The 16,879-nt window shown below is 70.4% G+C and carries 12 protein-coding genes; 9 read left to right on the plus strand and 3 right to left on the minus strand.

The window, feature by feature from the left end:
• The 3 genes from ETD86_RS43510 to ETD86_RS43520 form a co-directional block, all read left to right on the plus strand.
• On the plus strand, positions 1–414 hold a 414-nt coding region (locus ETD86_RS43510), incomplete at its 5' end, for a helix-turn-helix transcriptional regulator (protein WP_138672491.1).
• Positions 415–476: 62 nt separating this feature from the next.
• Positions 477–932 carry a Cys-tRNA(Pro) deacylase gene (ybaK, locus tag ETD86_RS43515; RefSeq protein ID WP_138672499.1) on the plus strand — a complete coding sequence of 152 codons (456 nt, stop codon included), beginning with the start codon at positions 477–479 and terminating at the stop codon, positions 930–932.
• 137 nt (positions 933–1,069) lie between these two features.
• Positions 1,070–2,440 (plus strand): amidase, encoded by a 1,371-nt coding sequence (locus ETD86_RS43520; protein ID WP_138672492.1) that lies wholly within the window; start codon positions 1,070–1,072, stop codon positions 2,438–2,440.
• Here the strand turns inward: ETD86_RS43520 and ETD86_RS43525 are convergent.
• Complete coding sequence (locus ETD86_RS43525) at positions 2,437–2,922, minus strand: hypothetical protein (protein WP_246149183.1); 486 nt, start codon at positions 2,920–2,922, stop codon at positions 2,437–2,439. The two genes, ETD86_RS43520 and ETD86_RS43525, sit on opposite strands and share 4 nt — an antisense overlap.
• Positions 2,923–3,015: 93 nt before the next feature.
• Between ETD86_RS43525 and murA the strand changes: the two genes are divergently transcribed.
• Together murA and ETD86_RS43535 are read left to right on the plus strand one after the other, a co-directional pair.
• Positions 3,016–4,323, plus strand: coding sequence for a UDP-N-acetylglucosamine 1-carboxyvinyltransferase (gene murA / locus ETD86_RS43530; RefSeq protein ID WP_138672500.1), 1,308 nt, complete (start codon positions 3,016–3,018; stop codon positions 4,321–4,323).
• Positions 4,324–4,375: 52 nt separating this feature from the next.
• On the plus strand, positions 4,376–6,598 hold the full coding sequence (locus tag ETD86_RS43535) for a transglycosylase domain-containing protein (RefSeq protein ID WP_138672494.1): 2,223 nt from the start codon (positions 4,376–4,378) through the stop codon (positions 6,596–6,598).
• A 70-nt stretch (positions 6,599–6,668) separates the two neighbouring features.
• Here ETD86_RS43535 and dnaE read toward each other — a convergent pair whose 3' ends face one another.
• Positions 6,669–10,193, minus strand: coding sequence for a DNA polymerase III subunit alpha (gene dnaE, locus ETD86_RS43540; RefSeq protein WP_138672501.1), 3,525 nt, complete (start codon positions 10,191–10,193; stop codon positions 6,669–6,671).
• Positions 10,194–10,364: 171 nt separating this feature from the next.
• On the opposite strand from dnaE, the gene ETD86_RS43545 reads away from it, so the two are divergent.
• Together ETD86_RS43545 and ETD86_RS43550 are read left to right on the plus strand one after the other, a co-directional pair.
• Positions 10,365–11,717, plus strand: a complete 1,353-nt coding sequence (locus ETD86_RS43545; protein WP_138672495.1) for an amino acid permease — start codon at positions 10,365–10,367, stop codon at positions 11,715–11,717.
• The gene (locus ETD86_RS43550) at positions 11,714–12,808 is read left to right on the plus strand and encodes an SGNH/GDSL hydrolase family protein (RefSeq protein ID WP_138672496.1); all 1,095 of its coding nucleotides are present in this window, start codon (positions 11,714–11,716) and stop codon (positions 12,806–12,808) included. Before ETD86_RS43545 ends, ETD86_RS43550 begins: the two co-directional genes overlap by 4 nt.
• Before the next feature lie 79 nt (positions 12,809–12,887).
• Here the strand turns inward: ETD86_RS43550 and ETD86_RS60385 are convergent, their stop codons facing one another.
• Positions 12,888–13,769: a chorismate mutase gene (locus ETD86_RS60385; protein WP_138672497.1), complete on the minus strand. Its 882-nt coding sequence runs from the start codon at positions 13,767–13,769 to the stop codon at positions 12,888–12,890.
• Positions 13,770–14,057: 288 nt separating this feature from the next.
• Between ETD86_RS60385 and ETD86_RS43560 the strand changes: the two genes are divergently transcribed.
• Positions 14,058–15,875 (plus strand): serine/threonine-protein kinase, encoded by a 1,818-nt coding sequence (locus ETD86_RS43560; protein WP_138672498.1) that lies wholly within the window; start codon positions 14,058–14,060, stop codon positions 15,873–15,875.
• A gap of 9 nt (positions 15,876–15,884) precedes the next feature.
• Positions 15,885–16,879 (plus strand): serine/threonine-protein kinase (locus ETD86_RS43565; RefSeq protein ID WP_211370682.1); only part of this gene is annotated, 995 nt, incomplete at its 3' end.

The raw sequence follows: 16,879 nt of genomic DNA on the forward strand, positions 1-16,879 counted from the left end.
GAGGTGTATAAGAGACAGGACGGGGAGCGTGGGCGGTTGCTGGCCGTGCTGCTGGACCGGCTCCACCGCGCCCCTGAGCAGCCCTTTCACCTGCCGGCCCCGGAAGATCCCAGGCTGGCGGCCGTCTGCGCGATCCTGCACCGTGACCCCGCCGACGCCAGCACCCTCGCGGGGCTGGCCGCGCAGGCCGGCGCCAGCGAGCGCACGCTCGCCCGGCTGTTCCGCCGCGAGCTCGGCATGAGCTTCCCACAGTGGCGCACCCAGCTCCGTCTGCACCACGCGCTGCTGCTGCTGGCCGACGGCGTTCCGGTGACCGCCGTCGCGCACCGCTGCGGGTGGGCGTCGGCGAGTGCGTTCATCGACGTGTTCAGGCGGGCGTTCGGGTACACCCCCGGCCGGACCTTTACATTGTAGATTCGCTACAATCGTTCCTCGTGAGCAAATCGAAAGGCAAAGGGGGCAGCACCCCGGCCACCATGGCCCTGACCAGGGCCAAGGCCGAGTTCACGCTCCACCCCTACGAGCACGACGCCGCCGCCCAGGCCTACGGCGAGGAGGCGGCGGACGCGCTCGGAGTCCCGTACGAGCGCATCTTCAAGACGCTGGTGGCGGAGGTCGAGAGCGGGCTCGCGGTGGCGGTGGTGCCGGTGGCGGGCAAGCTCGATCTCAAGGCGCTGGCCAGCGCGCTCAACAGCAAGCGTGCGGCGATGGCGGACGCGGCGAAGGTGGAGCGGGTGACCGGCTACGTCGTGGGCGGCATCAGCCCCCTGGGCCAGCGGAAGCAGCTGCCGACGGTGGTCGACTCCTCGGCGCTCGACTTCGAGACGATCTACTTTTCGGCGGGTAAGCGGGGGTTGCAGATCGAGACCGCCCCGGACAACCTCATCACGCTCACCAGGGCCGTCACCGCTCCCATCGGCAAGAACGCCTAGAGCCGGAATCCTGCGTTGGCGTCCGTCCGGCTCCTTCCCCGTGTGGCGAGCACGATGGGATTTCTCGTCGATGTGCAGGGCCTCGACTGGCAACCCTCGCCATCGCTCATCCCGGACGTGTGGGGCAGGATCGCAAGGTGAGCGAACTGCACTACCTCAGCGCGACCGAGCTGGCCCACCTGATCAGGAGCAGGCAGGTGAGCGCCGTCGAGGTCGTCCAGGCCTGCCTCGCCCGCATCGACGAGGTCAACCCCCGCGTCAACGCCATCGTGACCCTGGTCGCCGAGCAGGCCATGGCGGCGGCCAAGGCCGCCGACGCGCGCGAGCCGGACGGGCCGCTGCACGGCCTGCCCGTCGCGCACAAGGACCTCGTCGACACCGCCGGCATCCGCACCACCTACGGCTCGCCGCTCTTCGCCGGCAACGTTCCCGGTCAGGACGACCTGATCGTCCAGCGGCTCCGGGCCGCGGGCGCCATCACCATCGGCAAGACCAACACGCCGGAGTTCGGCACCGGCTCCCACACCGTCAACGAGGTCTTCGGCGCCACCAGGAACCCCTACGACCTCAGCAAGTCGGCCGGCGGCAGCAGCGGAGGAGCGGCCGCGGCCCTGGCCACCGGCATGGTGCCGCTGGCCGACGGCTCCGACATGGGCGGCTCGCTGCGTAATCCGGCGTCGTTCTGCAACGTCGTGGGCCTGCGCCCCACCCCCGGCAGAGTGCCGGTCGTGTCCGACGCCAACGCCTGGTACACGCTGTCCGTCCTCGGGCCGATGGCGCGGACGGTCGAGGACGTCACGCTGATGTTCGGGGCCATCGCGGGCTTCGACCGGCGTTCCCCGTACGCGATCAAGGAGATCTTCGCGCCGGAGCCCGAAGAAGGCGTGGCCGGCCTGCGCATCGCGTGGAGCCCTGACCTGGGCGGGCTGCCCGTGGACCCGCGGACGGCCGCGGTCACCGCCACCGCGCCTGCCGTGTTCGAACGGCTCGGGGCGCGCGTGGAGCAGGTCGAGCTGGACCTGTCGGACGCGGAGGACGCTTTCCGCACCTATCGGGCATGGAACTACGTGCTGTCCTTCGGGAGCCTGGACGGGCTCGGGCCCAACACCGCGTGGAACGTCGAGCAGGGCCGCAAGGTCACCGGTGCCGACCTGGCCCGGGCCGAGCAGGCGCGCAGCCGCCTCTACCAGCGCATGGCCGCGTTCTTCGACACCTACGACGTGCTCATCACGGTCGTCAGTCAGGTGCCGCCGTTCCCGGTCGAGGATCCCCACGTCAGCGAGATCAACGGCGAACGGCTGCCCGACTATCTCGCGTGGATGCGCTCGGCGTACTGGATCAGCGTCCTGCACGCGCCGGCCGCCTCCGTCCCGGCCGGGTTCACACCGGACGGGCTGCCCGTGGGGGTGCAGATCGTCGGCAGGCCGTTCGACGACGCCAGGGTCCTGCGTGTGGCGCGCGCGTTCGAGCAGGCCACGCAGTACGGCCTGCGCCGCCCGCCGCTCTAGATCGGCCCCCCGTACGGCTGCCGCAGCGGCGACTCCCGGTACCCGTGCATGCCCTCCAGCAGCCCGAAGAACCCCACCGCGAGCAGCGGCCAGGACACCAGCACGCCGGAGGCGGTCAGCTTCAGCGCCCCGGGGACGATCTTCACTCCGGGCGCCGCCGCGGCCTCCACCGCGACCGCCCCGATCGTGAACGTGGACCCGATCCACAACGTCAGCACCGCGGCCATCAGCCCGCCCGCGCACAACCCGAGCAGCACGGCCACCATCCACTGCCGCCCGGCGAACCACGCGACCCCGCCGCACAGCAGCCCCAGCCCGCCCGTGATCACGGCGAACCAGCCGTCGGCGGCGATCAGCGCCTGCGTGGCCGGGTCGGCCAGCACCAGCCCTTGCTCGGTGATCTGGTACGGAGCCCGCGGCGACACGCCCGACCAGAGCAGTCCGGCCCCGAGCCCCAAAGTGGCGATTGTGAGGACAGTCACCGCAAAAGCGCGTACTTCCCTCGTCACGCCACTCCCCTTCACAAGTACGTCCGAATCAGCTTGATGGTATCCCCCAGTTAGGCTCGCTTCGTGATGCAAGAAGAGGTCTGGCTGATAGAACCCTCCGGTCCGCTCCGGGGGGACGTCGAAGTGCGCGGTTCCAAGAACGGCGTGTCCAAGCACATGGTCGCCGCCATGCTCGGCAGCGGAGAGAGCAGCATCCACAACGCCCCTGAGGTGGGCGAGGTCGGCATCACCGCCGCCATGCTGGAAGCGCTCGGCATCCACGTCCGGATCTCCGGTTCGGAGATCAGGATCGAGCGCGGCCCAGAGATCGAGCCGCGGGTGCCCGACGCGTTCACGGGGCTCAACCGCATCCCCATCCTCATGCTCGGGCCGTTGCTGCACCTGGCGGGGGAGGCGTTCGTCCCGCTGGTCGGCGGCGACCCGATCGGCCGGCGGCCGGTGAACTTCCACGTGGAGGCCCTGCGCGCGATGGGCGCCGAGGTCGAGGTCGGCGACACCGGCATCTACGCCAAGGCCAAACGCCTCAACGGCGTCAGGCTCGAGCTGCCCTACCCGAGCGTGGGCGCCACCGAGACGGTGCTGATGTCTGCGGTGCTGGCCGAGGGCAAGACCGTGCTCAAGAACGCCGCCATGGAGCCCGAAGTGGTGGAGCTGGCGTTGTTCCTGCAGCGGATGGGGGCCCGGATCGAGCTCTCGCCCGACCGCAGGATCGTCATCGAGGGCGTCGAACGACTACGCGGCGCCTCCACCTGGCTGACCGGCGACCGGATCGAGGCGTTCTCCTACCTGGCGGCGGGGCTGGTCACCGGCGGAGAGGTGCGGGTGCACGGCTGCCCGCAGGACCGCCTGGTCACCGCGATCACCACGCTGGCCAGGATGGGCGCCCAGTTCGACATCAACGACGAGTACCTGTGCGCCACCGCGCCACCGGAGGGGCTGCGTGCGGCGGCCGTGCAGACCGACACCCACCCCGGGTTCATGACGGACTGGCAGACGCCGCTCATGGTGCTGTTCACGCAGAGCCAGGGCATGTCCGTCCTGCACGAGACGGTCTTCGAGAACCGTCTGGTGTACGTGCCCGCGCTGCAGAAGATGGGCTGCGAGATCGAGGTGTTCGACCAGTGTCTGGGCGGCCCCGCGTGCCGCTACCACGACACCAACGCCCGGCACTCGGCGGTCGTGCGCGGCGTGTCCAGGCTCAAGGGCGCCGACGTGACACTGCCCGACATCCGGGCCGGGTTCTCGGCGGTGCTGGCGGCCGCGGTGGCCGACGGGCCCTCCACGCTGCGGGGCGTGCACCATATCGAGCGCGGCTACCACCGGCCGTTCGAGCAGTTCGCGTCCCTCGGTCTGAACATTCGCAGGCACAAGTAAAGAGGTAGGAACCGGGCGTTTGCCGGTGTTCGGGCGGTTGCAGATCTTCTGAGTGACCGTACTCAAATCCGTCGGCGGACTCGGGCTGGCCGGGGCGGTCGGCGGGGTGCTCGCGGCGGGGCTGGCCGCGCCCGTGGTGAGCGGGGGCGGCCTCGCTGCCAAGAACGTCGCGAACACCTTCGTCGATCTGCCGCCCGCCCCGCGCGAGGAGCCGCTCGCGCAGGTGACCAGGCTGCTGGACAAGGATGGCCGGCCGTTCGCCCAGTTCTACGAGGCGAACCGGACGGCCGTCCGGCTCGGCGCGGTCGCGCCGGTGATGCGCAAGGCGATCGTGGCCATCGAGGACGCGCGCTTCTACGAGCACGGCGGCCTCGACGTCCGAGGCACCTTCCGCGCGCTGCTCACCAACACCCAGGCAGGCGGCATCCGGCAGGGCGGCTCATCCCTGACCCAGCAGCTCGTCAAGAACATCCTGGTGGAGAACGCCCGCACCGAAGCCGAACGCGACCGGGCCCGTGCGCCGAACCTGGCCCGCAAGATCACCGAACTGCGGTACGCCATGGCGCTCGAACGCAAGTACCGCAAGGACGAGATCCTGGAGCGGTACCTGAACATCGCCTACTTCGGCGCCGGCGCGCACGGCGTGCAGGCGGCGGCCCGTCGCTTCTTCTCCACGTCGGCCTCCCGACTGACCCTCACCCAGGCGGCCACGTTGGCGGGGGCGGTGCGGATGCCGTACTCGACCGACCCCTCGCTCGGCACGGCGCACCGGGCGCGGCTGCGGGAGCGGCGGGACCTCGTGCTGGACCGCATGGCCGGGCTCGAGCTGATCACCCAGCAGGAGGCGGCGAACGCCAAACGCTCGCCTCTCGACCTCAAGCTCAAACCGGAGCCCGGCGGCTGCGAGCAGAGCGCCTACCCGTTCTACTGCCTGTACGTGAAGCATGAGCTCCTGTCCAACCCGGCGTTCGGCAACACCGCGGCCCAGCGGCGGGCCAGGATGGCCAGGGGCGGGCTGGTGATCAGGACCAGCCTCGATCCGATCGCGCAGCACGCCGCCGAGCAGGCCATCAAGCGCCACGTGCACCCCGAGGACACCGAGGTGGCCGCCGAGGCCATGGTGGAGCCCGGGACGGGGCGCATCAGGGCGATGGCGGCCAGCAAACAGTTCGGCCGCAACCCCGGCAACCGCAAGAACGGCCCCAGGACCACGTTCAACCTGCCCGCCGACGTGGCGCACGGCGGCGGGCAGGGTTTTCAGGCCGGGTCCACGTTCAAGGTGTTCACCCTGGCCACCGCGCTGATGCAGGGCTGGAGGTTCGGCGACGGCTTCCAGACGCCGGGGGAGCTGGTGCCCGGCCAGGGTTACCGCAACTGCGCGGGCCGGCCGGTCAACGACCCCGACACGCGCGTGCTGAACGCCAGCGGCGAGGGCTCGGGCGGGCCGCACAGCATCGAGACCGGCACCTGGAAGTCGGTGAACATCTTCTACATGATGCTGGAGCGCAAAGTCGGGCTCTGCAACGTGGTGAAGACCGCCAAGGCGCTCGGGGCCGTACGGGCCGACGGGAAGCCGCTGCGTGAGGTGCCGACGTTCACGCTGGGGGTCAACGAGATGGACCCCGTGACGGTGGCGGCGTCGTTCGCGGCGTTCGCCGCCCGCGGGGTCTACTGCCGGCCGCTGGCCATCATGGAGATCACCGGGAGGGACGGGCGGCGTACGCACGTGCCACCCGCCTGTGAACGGGCCATCGAGCGGCCGGTCGCCGACGCGGTCAACCATGTGCTGGAGGGGGTGTTCGACAAGGGCACCATGAAGGGGCAGGGCCTCGACCGGCCCGCCGCCGGCAAGACGGGCACCAACAACGGCTACACCTCGGCCTGGTTCGCCGGCTACACGCCGCAGCTGGCGGCGGCGGTCAGCGTCGGGGACATCCGCGGCTCCTACCGCTTCCCGCTGCAGGGGGTGCAGATCGGGGACCAGTACTACGGCTCGGTGCAGGGAGCGTCGCTGCCGGGGCCGATCTGGGTGGAGTCGATGCGGCCCGCACTGCGCCGCGTCGAGCCCCGGGGCTTCCCGGGGCCGGACAAGTCACGCTTCGGCGGCGGCCACACACCTGGGCTCAAGGAGGCCCTGGCGGAGGAGGAGCAGCGCGAGAAGCAGCGCGGCGATCGCGCCTTCGCCAAGCGGCACCGCAGGCTCCTGCAGTGGCTGCTCGGCCGTGCCCCGTCCGCCCCGTCCCAAGAGTGGCCCCTGCGCCGCCGCCGGCACTAGGACGGCTCGCCTCCAGGATCGCGAGAAGGGCTCCCCCACGGGGGAGATCACAGATCCGGGCCCGGCCGGCTCAAGCCCCGAGGCAGGCGGGACCGAGAAGTTGCTTCAGGTCGCCCATCAGCGCAGGCGATGGAGTCACCCGCAGCCGATCGTCCACGCGCATCACGGTCGTCTTCGGCCCGTTGTGGACCTGCAGGTGGACCTCCGACGTGCCCGGGTGGGCGGTGAGGATCTCCTTGAGCCGGCTCACGACTGGAGGGGTGCAGCGGGTCAGCGGCAGGCTCACCAGCAGCGGCCCGCCCGCCTCCTGCGTCAGGTCCGGCGCCGTCACCTCCATGGCGATGATCTTGCCGACGTCCTCCCGCTTGTCGATCCGCCCCTTGACGAACACGATCGCGTCCTCGGCCAGGAGCGTCGCGCACAGCTGGTACGCCGACGGGAAGACCATCACCTCGATCGCACCTTCGAGGTCCTCCAGCTGGGTCAGCACCCACGTGTCGCCCTTCTTGGTGACCTTGCGCTGCACGCCGCTCAGGATGCCGCCCACGGTCACGATCTGCCCGTCGGGCCGGCTGTCGTCCTGGAGGGCGGCGATCGAGCAGTCGGCGCCGGCCGCCAGGATGTGCTCGACGCCGAACAGCGGATGGTCGGACACGTAGAGGCCGAGCATCTCCCGCTCGAACTGCAGCAGCGTGGTCTTGTCCCACTCCCCCGGCGGGATCTGCACGTCGAACGTCTGGTCCTCGCCGCCGTCGATCCCGCCGAACAACGAGTCCTGGCCGATGGCCTCGTTCCTCTTGATGTCGATGATCGCGTCGACGGCCTGCTCGTGCACCATGACCAGGCCCTTGCGCACGTGGCCGAGCGAGTCGAAGGCGCCGGCCTTGATCAGCGACTCGATCACGCGCTTGTTGCAGGCGAGTGCCGGCACCTTGCGCAGGAAGTCCTTGAAGTCGGCGAAGCGGCCCTTCTCCTTGCGGGCGGCGATGATGCCGTCGACGACGTTGGCGCCGACGTTGCGGACGGCCGACAGGCCGAAGCGGATGTCGGTGCCGCGCGGGGTGAAGTCGAAGTCGGAGTCGTTGACGTCCGGCGGGAACACCTTGATGCCCATGCGGCGGCACTCGTTGAGGTAGAGGGCCGACTTGTCCTTGTCGTCCTTCACGGACGACAGCAGCGCGGCCATGTAGGCGGCCGGGTGGTTGGCCTTGAGATACGCCGTCCAGTAGGCGACGAGGCCGTAGCCGGCGGTGTGGGCCTTGTTGAACGCGTAGTCGGAGAACGGCAGCAGGATGTCCCACAGCGCCTTGATGGCCGCGGCGGAGAAGCCGTTGTCCTTCATGCCTTTTTCGAAGAACTCGAACTGCTTGTCCAGCTCCGCCTTCTTCTTCTTGCCCATCGCGCGGCGCAGCAGGTCGGCGCCGCCCAGCGAGTAGCCGGCGACCTTCTGTGCGATGGCCATGACCTGCTCCTGATAGACGATCAGGCCGTGGGTCGTGGACAGGATCTCCTTGAGCGGCTCCTCCAGCTCGGGGTGGATCGGGGTGATCTCCTGCTGGCCGTTCTTGCGCAGCGCGTAGTTGGTGTGCGAGTTGGCGCCCATCGGGCCGGGACGGTAGAGCGCGAGGGCGGCGGAGATGTCCTCGAAGTTGTCGGGGCGCATGAGCCGCATGAGCGAGCGCATGCCCCCGCCGTCCAGCTGGAAGATGCCGAGTGTGTCGCCCCTGGCCAGCAGCTCGTAGGACTTGCGGTCGTCCAGCGGCAGCTTCAGCAGGTCGATCCGCTCGCCGGTGGTGCCCTCGATCATCTTCAGGCAGTCGTCGATGATCGTGAGGTTACGAAGGCCCAGGAAGTCCATCTTCAGCAGGCCGAGCGTCTCGCAGGTCGGATAGTCGAACTGCGTGATGATCGCGCCGTCGGAGTCGCGGCGCATGACCGGGATGTAGTCGGTCAGCACCTCGGCCGACATGATCACGCCGGCGGCGTGCACGCCGGTCTGCCTGATCAGGCCCTCCAGACCCTTGCCGAGGTCCATCGTCGCCTTGACGTCGACGTCCTCCTCGTAGAGCCTGCGCAGCTCGCCGGCCTCGGCGTAACGCGGGTGGTCCTTGTCGAAGATGCCCGACAGCGGGATGTCCTTGCCCATGACGGCGGGCGGGAACGCCTTGGAGACCTTGTCTCCCAGCGCGTACGGGTAGCCCAGGACGCGGCCCGCGTCCTTGATGGCGGCCTTGGCCTTGATGGTGCCGAACGTGGCGATCATGGCGACCTTGTCGGCGCCCCACTTCTCGGTGACGTATCTGATCACGTCGCCGCGCCTGCGCTCGTCGAAGTCGATGTCGACGTCGGGCATGGACACGCGCTCGGGGTTGAGGAAGCGCTCGAAGATCAGGCCGTGCGGGATCGGGTCGAGGTCGGTGATGCCCAGCGCGTACGCCACCAGCGAGCCGGCCGCCGAGCCACGGCCGGGGCCGACGCGGATGCCGTTGTTCTTGGCCCACATGATGAAGTCGGCGACCACGAGGAAGTAGCTCGGGAACCCCATCTGGATGATGACCCGCAGCTCCTTTTCCGCCCACTCGCGGTGCTCGTCGTCCACCCCTTCGGGGAAGCGGCGCTCGAGCCCCTTCCAGACCTCCCGGCGGAAGAACTGCTCCTCGGTCATGCCGTCCGGGACGGGGAAGGTCGGCATGAGGTTCTTGTGCTCGAAGAAGCCGGCCGGGTCGACCTTCTCCGCCACCAGCAGCGTGTTGCGGCAGCCCTCCGCCCACAGGTCGGAGGAGTCGACCGCGCGCATCTCGTCGGCGTCCTTGATGTAGTAGCCGGTGCCGTCGAAGCGGAACCTGTCGGGGTCCGACAGCTGCTTGCCGGTCTGGATGCACAGGAGGGCGTCGTGGGAGGCGGCGTCGGACTCGTAGGTGTAGTGCGAGTCGTTGGTGACCAGCGGCGGAATGTCGAGCTCTCTGCTGATCCTGGTCAGCCCGTCGCGGACGCGGCGCTCGATGTCGAGGCCGTGGTCCATGATCTCCAGGTAGAAGTTGTCCTTGCCGAAGATCTCCTGGAATTTCGCCGCGGCCTTGACCGCCTCGTCGTACTGGCCGAGCCGCAGCCGCGTCTGCACCTCGCCCGACGGGCAGCCGGTCGTGGCCATCAGGCCGTCGGCGTGCTCGGCGAGGAGATCGGCGTCCATGCGCGCCCACTTGCGGACGAAGCCCTCGGTATAGGCACGCGAGCTGAGCTTCATCAGGTTGTGCAGGCCCGTCTTGTCGCGGGCCCAGATCGTCATGTGGGTGTAGTAGCCGCCCGCCGAGACGTCGTCCTTCTTCTGGTGCGGCTCGCCCCACAACACCGGGCGCTTGTTGTGGCGGCTTTCCGGCGCGACGTACGCCTCGATGCCGATGATCGGCTTGATGCCGGCGCCGGTCGCCTGCTTGTAGAAGTCGTAGGCGCCGTGCATGTTGCCGTGGTCGGTGATCGCGATCGCCGGCATGCCCAGCTCGCCGACCTGCTTGAACATCTGCTTCAGACGGGCGGCACCGTCGAGCATCGAATACTCCGTATGCACATGCAGATGCACGAACGAGTCGGACGGCATGGAGCGGCGCCTCCCGGTCTGAAGATGTATCCGGTGCACTCCGACTCTAGTGGCCCGGACCGACATTCCGGGGCTGACCGGCGCCATCAGCCGGACCGGCGTGCCGGGGATCGGCGCGGTGACCAGCACCGATATCGTCTCAGTCACGGAGAGTATTGGAGGAGACACTCAATGCGCACACAAACGGACGAGGGGTACACGCACGCGCTGGGCAACCGGCAGGTCCAGATGATCGCGATCGGCGGGGCGATCGGGGTGGGCCTGTTCCTCGGGGCCGGAGGGCGGCTGGCCGCCACCGGGCCCGCCCTGGTGCTCTCGTACGCCACCGCCGGGCTGGCCGCGTTCTTCGTGATGCGGGCGCTGGGTGAGCTGGTGCTCTACCGGCCGGTGTCGGGGTCGTTCGTGGAGTACGCCAGCGAGTTCATCGGCCCGTGGGCGGCGTTCGCCAGCGGCTGGATGTACTGGGTCAACTGGGCGTTCACCGGCATCGCCGAGCTGACCGCGATCGCCGCGTACATCCACTACTGGGCGCCGGCGTTCCCCCAATGGGTGACGGCGCTGATCGCGCTGGGGTTCGTGCTGACGGTCAACCTGCTGTCGGTCCGGCTGTTCGGTGAGCTGGAGTTCTGGTTCGCCATGCTGAAGGTCGTGGCGATCACGGTCTTCCTCGTGGTGGGACTGGTGCTCGTGGTCTTCGCGATCGGCGAGGCGGGGCCGCACAACCTGGTCGCGCACGGTGGCTTCGCCCCGACCGGGTTCCCGCTCGTGCTGATGAGCCTGCAGTCGGTGGTGTTCGCGTACGCGTCGATCGAGCTGGTCGGCATCACGGCGGGCGAGACGGCCAAGCCGCGCGAGGTGATGCCGAAGGCGATCAACGGCGTGGTGTGGCGCATCGCGATCTTCTACGTGGGGTCGGTGGCGCTGCTCGCCATGGTGCTGCCGTGGACCGCGTACCGGGCGGGTGTCTCGCCCTTCGTGACCGTCTTCTCCGGGCTGGGGGTGCCGTGGGCGGCCGACGCCATGAACCTCGTCGTGATCACGGCCGCGATGTCGTCCTGCAACTCGGGCCTGTACGCGACCGGCCGGATCCTGCGTTCGATGGCCATGAAGAGCGAGGCGCCGCGCTTCGCCGGGGCGCTCAGCGCCCGTCACGTCCCGATCGGCGGCATCGTGTTCACCGCGTCCACGTTCCTGGCGGGGGTGGCGCTCTTCTACTTCCTGCCGGAGCGGGCGTTCAACATCGCCACCGCCGTGGCCTCGCTCGGTGTGATCACCACCTGGGGCGTGCTGGTCTACTGCCAGACCCGGCTGCGGCGGTCGGGGCACCTCTCGGCGTTCCCCATGCCGGGCTCGCCCTACACGAACTGGCTGACACTCGGCTTCCTGGCGCTGGTGGTGCTGCTGATGCCGTTCGCCGACCGCGATCAGCGGGTCGCGTTCTTCCTGATCCCCGCGCTGGTCGTGGCCATCGCGGGGGGCTGGCTGGTCGTCAGGCGGCGGCGCGTGGCGAACGCGGTGCGATGATCGCCGGGTTACCCTCGATGGAGTCGCCGTTCCGGGGGGAGGCAGCGCTGGAGGAGTCAAGACGGCGCACCGTCATCCGCATCGCCGCCGCCGCGGCCGTCGGCGTCGCGCTCGCCCTGGTGTTCCTGCCTTTGGGCGTCTACCCGAAGCTGGCCTGCGCCGTCCTGGACGCGGGCTGCCCCGGCGGCGGGGCGCCGCGCGGCGCGTTACCCCAGGCGGTCCGGCAGACGCCGGTGCAGGTCGCGCAGAGCGGCACGTACGTCGCGCTCGGCGACTCCTTCTCCTCCGGCGAGGGCGTCTACGAGCTGGACAAACGGCCGCTCAACGACGGAGCCGACCGCTGCCACCGCGCCACGGGCTCCTACGTGCCGCTGGTCGCCCAGGCCTACCGCTTCGGCGGCGGCACCGCCTTCTACGCCTGCAGCGGCGCCACCACCGGCCAGCTCTTCTCCGGCCAGTACGGCCACCAGCCGCAGATCACCCGGGTGGGCCCGTCCACGAGCCTGGTGACGCTGAGCATCGGCGGCAACGACGCCGGCTTCACCAAGGTCCTGACGGCCTGCATCGCCAAGCTGCCGTGGTCGTCGGCCTGCGTCGACCAGGACGCGGCCGTGGTCCGCCGCATCGAGCGGCTGCGTACCGACATGTCCAAGGTCCTGCGCGAGCTGCGCGTGCGGGCGCCCAGCGCCCGGATCATCGTGCTCGGCTACCCCCGGCCGTTCCCTCAGGATCCTGCGGCCTCCGTGGACAACCTCACCGTCGAGGACCAGCGGTGGCTGAACGGGATGACCCGGCGGCTCAACGACGCGGTGGGGGCGGTGGCGGCCGAGTTCGACCGGGCGATCGCGGCGTTCCAGGGGCCGGGGAGCGTCGAGTACCTGGACGCGTACGAGGCGTTCACGGGGCATGAGGTGGGGCAGCCGCAACCGTACCTGAACGGGCTGCACCTGGACATGGACGAGCTCAAGATCAACGCTCGCAGCTACCACCCGACGGGCGACGGCTACCGCCGCTTCGCCGACCTGATCACGAAGCAGATCGCCGCCGGCCCCGGTCGCCCCATGAACAACATCCACCTCTCCACCCCGTGACCGTGCGGGCCACCGCGCCCCTGACAACACCATCGGGCCGCCCGGCCGGCTCGGCGCACCCTGTACGGCGCCCGGCCGTCTACTGGGACGCGCGTTCCTCGGCCAGGTGGAGGCCCGCCTCGATCACCGCGTTCATGATGGGGGCGAGACGCGCCTCCCCGAGCGAGGGCGCGCGCAGGGCCATCCGCGCCACCAGGGCACGCTCCCGCCCCATGTCCCGTCCCGCGAACCCGCCGACCGGCTTGATGCGTTGCACGATGCCCGCCAGCTCGGCACGGCGTTCGAGGAGGGTGGCCAGGGCGGCGTCCACGCGGTCGATCGCCGCGCGGCACTCCGGCAACGTGGCGGGCGCCTCGGGGCGCAGCAGCGCCCCGACGACGGTCACGGCCTCCTCCGCCACCCGCAGGGCCGTCAGCGGGTCCGCGGCCGACCCGGGACCCGGGCCGTCGATGATCAGGCCGTCGGCGCCGGCCGCCACCGCGGCCGCCGACAACTCGATGTCGCCGGACACGTCGGCCAGGACCGGCCGGCCCGAGATGCTCTGGGCCGCCCTCATCAAGCCCAGGTCGGGCCGGCCGCCCCGAGCTCCCTCGCAGAGGATCACCCGGCCGTCGCCCTCGCCCGCGCAGTAGTCGGCCAGGCCCAGCCATTCCTCCACCGACGCCGACGCCCGCCGCTCGACCACCACCGGCAGCCCGAGCCCGGCCGCCGCGCGGACCAGCGGGATGTCGCGCGTCCACGAGGCCCCCACCACCACGGCGTCCGCCAGCTCGGCGATCGCCGGCAAGTCCGCGGCCGAGTACGGCTCCGCCAGCGTGACCCGATCCCGCAGCACCTCGTACGCGTCCGCCCGCCCGCCATGAGCCCGCAGGCTCACCCTGCCGCCGATCACCACGGCGGGCCCGTCGCCCACGAGCAGATCTCCGACGGCGACCGCGTGCCGTTCCAATGTCGATGACATCCTCGACTCCACCTTCGGGCCGGCTCCCTGAAGCCGGCGGGAAAACCAAAAAGGCAGAGACGGGGCGTCTCTGCCTCATGCCGACTCCAGGTGGTCGCTAGCGGACGACCGGCCCTCCCGGAGCCGGCTCGATAAACGCGTGGCGACAAGTCATATTCAGCACCCTACCCCACCCCTCCACCTGCTGGACGGTAGTTCTCACATGACGGACTGGCCTTCTGGCGAGTCGCCGTTGATCCCTCGCTATGGGAGTATTTCTTGGCCGAGAGGGAGGGTTTGAGGCCGTTGATGTCGGATCGGAAGCAGGCTGGACGTCGCATCGCCGGCCGCTACCAGCTGCAGGAACCCATCGGCAAGGGCGGGATGGGCATCGTCTGGCGAGCCCACGACGAGCTCCTTGACCGCACGGTCGCGGTCAAGGAGGTCAGGTACGCGGCCGCCCTGGGCGAGGAAGTGCAGCTCCTGAACCGGCGCACGATGCGCGAGGCGAGGGCGGCGGCCAGATTCGAGCATCCGAACGTGATCGTCGTGCACGACGTGATCGAGGAGGACGGCCGTCCCTGGATCGTCATGCAGCTCGTCCAGTCGCGTTCGCTGGGCGCCGTGATCAAGCAGGACGGGCCGCTGCAGCCCAAGCGGGTGGCCGAGATCGGCCTGGCGGTGCTGGACGCGCTGCACCGCGCCCACGAGGCGGGTGTGCTGCACCGCGACGTCAAGCCCGAGAACGTGCTGCTGGCCGACGACGGCCGGGTGGTGCTCACCGACTTCGGCATCGCCACTCTGGAGACCGAGACGCAGCTGACGGTGACGGGGCTGGCGGGCACGCCGGCGTTCATCGCGCCCGAGCGGCTCAAGGGGCTGCCCGCGCGGCGCGAGTCCGACCTGTGGTCGCTGGGCGCCACGCTGTACACGGCCGTTGAGGGCCGCTCGCCGCACGAGCGCGGCATGGCACTGGCGACCATGCACGCCGTGCTGACCGACGAGCCGGATCCCCCGCGGAACGCCGGCCCGCTGACCGAGGTGATCAGCGGGTTGCTGCGGAAAGAGCCGGTGCAGCGGCTCACGCACGAGGAGGCCGCGCGACTGCTGCGCGGCGCCATCGCGCAGTCGAGCCCGGCGCCGACCGCTCAGTTCCCCGCGGCCCAGCAGCTGGAGGTGAAGCCGGCCAAGCCGCGTAAGGCGACCGTCCCGGTCAAGCCTCGCAGACCGCCGTACCAGCCCGCGGCACGCCAGGAACCGGCCGAGGACGACACCCCGACCGACCCCAACCTCGCCCCGGCCCCTGCGGCCGTGCCCGAGACCGGCGCGCGGCTCACCCCGGCGACCGCCAGGCCGGAGCCGCTGCCCGGGCACTCCGGGTCCACGATCGACGCGGGCCGGCCCGACGCGCGGCGCCCAGGACCGGTCATCGCGGCGGCCGCGGCGGTCCTGCTCGTCGCCGGCGTGGGCGGCTACCTCGGCCTGCGGTCGGCTCCTGAGGACAGCACGCCGCAGCCCAGCCGGTCGCAGCAGGCGGCGGCGGACACCGCGACGTCCTCCCCGGCCTCGCCGAACGCCACCCAGCCGCCCTCCGCCACCGCGTCCACGTCGCCGAGCACCGCCCCGAGCCCGTCGGCCACCGAGAGCCCCAGCCCGAGCCCCACGAAGGAGGCCGACCCGCTGCCGGCCGGCTGGAAGATGTACGAGGACAAGAAGCTGGGCTTCTCCATCGGGCTGCCCAAGGGCTGGAAGGTGTGGACCCGCAGCGGGATGCAGGTCAGGTTCAAGGGTCCGGGCGCCGCTTCCAACGCCTACCTCCTGATCGAGGAGGCCAAGGACCCGGGCACGGACCCGTACAAGGACTGGAAGAAGCAGGAGCCCTCGCTCAAGCACAACTTCGGCGGCTACAAGTTGCTCGACATCAAGAAGGTCGACTACATGAAGGCCGCCGCGGACTGGGACTTCACCTGGAACACCAACACCGGCAAGACCCGGGTGCGCAACCGGGGCTTCGTCACTGACAACGGGCGGGCGTACGCCATCTACTGGCACACGCTGAACAGCCACTGGAAGAGGGACTACGACCTCTTCGAGGGGTTCTGCGCGACGTTCAAACCAGCCAAGTAAGCTTTCGACGTGCAGGTCGGCAACCGTTACAGGCTCATCGAGCCGCTCGGCGAGGGCGGCATGGGCGTGGTCTGGCGTGCCTACGACGAGCTGCTCGACCGCACCGTGGCGATCAAGGAGGTCCGCTACGCGGGCGTCGGCGAGGCCAAGCGAGCCGAGCTCAACCGCCGGACCATCAGGGAGGCCAGGGCGGCGGGCCGCCTGGACCACCCCTCGGTGGTGGTCGTCCACGACGTCGTCGAGGAGGACGGCCGCCCGTGGATCGTCATGCAGCTCGTCCGCTCCCGCTCGCTGGCGCAGGTGGTGCGCGAGCAGGGGCCGCTGCGGGCCGGCCAGGTCGCGATGATCGGCGGGCGGGTGCTGGACGCCCTGCGGGCCGCGCACGCCACCGGGGTGCTGCACCGCGACGTGAAGCCGGAGAACGTGCTCCTGGCCGACGACGGCCGGGTCGTGCTGACCGACTTCGGCATCGCCTCCCTGGAGGCCGAGGCGGGGCTGACGGCGAGCGGGGGGCTGGTGGGCACGCCCGCGTACATGCCACCCGAGCGGCTCAACGGCGAGCCGGCCAGGCCGGAGTCCGACCTGTGGTCACTGGGCGCGACGTTGTACGCGGCCGTCGAGGGCGAGCCGCCGTTCAAGCGTGACTCGTGGGCCGCGACGGTGGCGGCCGTGCTGCGGGACGAGCCCGAGCCGGCGGCGCGGGCCGGGGCGCTCGCACCGGTCATCATGGGGTTGCTACGACGCGACCCGGGCACGCGGATGCCGGCGGAGGAGGCCGCCAGGCTGCTGCACGAAGTCGCCGTCAACGCCTCCAGCGGTTCCGGCCAAGCGGTCCTCGCCCGCGGCCCCGGCCACGTGCCCGCCCCACAGCAGACGACGAGCGAGAGCCAGGCGTATCCGACCGCCGGCCGGCCGCACACGACCGTCCGGGAGCGGCCCCGCCGCGGGAAGACGCTGTGGATCACGCTGTCCGCAGTGGTGGTGGCTTTCTCTTATACACATCT

The sequence above is a fragment of the Nonomuraea turkmeniaca genome (assembly GCF_005889735.1).
Taxonomy (GTDB): domain Bacteria; phylum Actinomycetota; class Actinomycetes; order Streptosporangiales; family Streptosporangiaceae; genus Nonomuraea; species Nonomuraea turkmeniaca.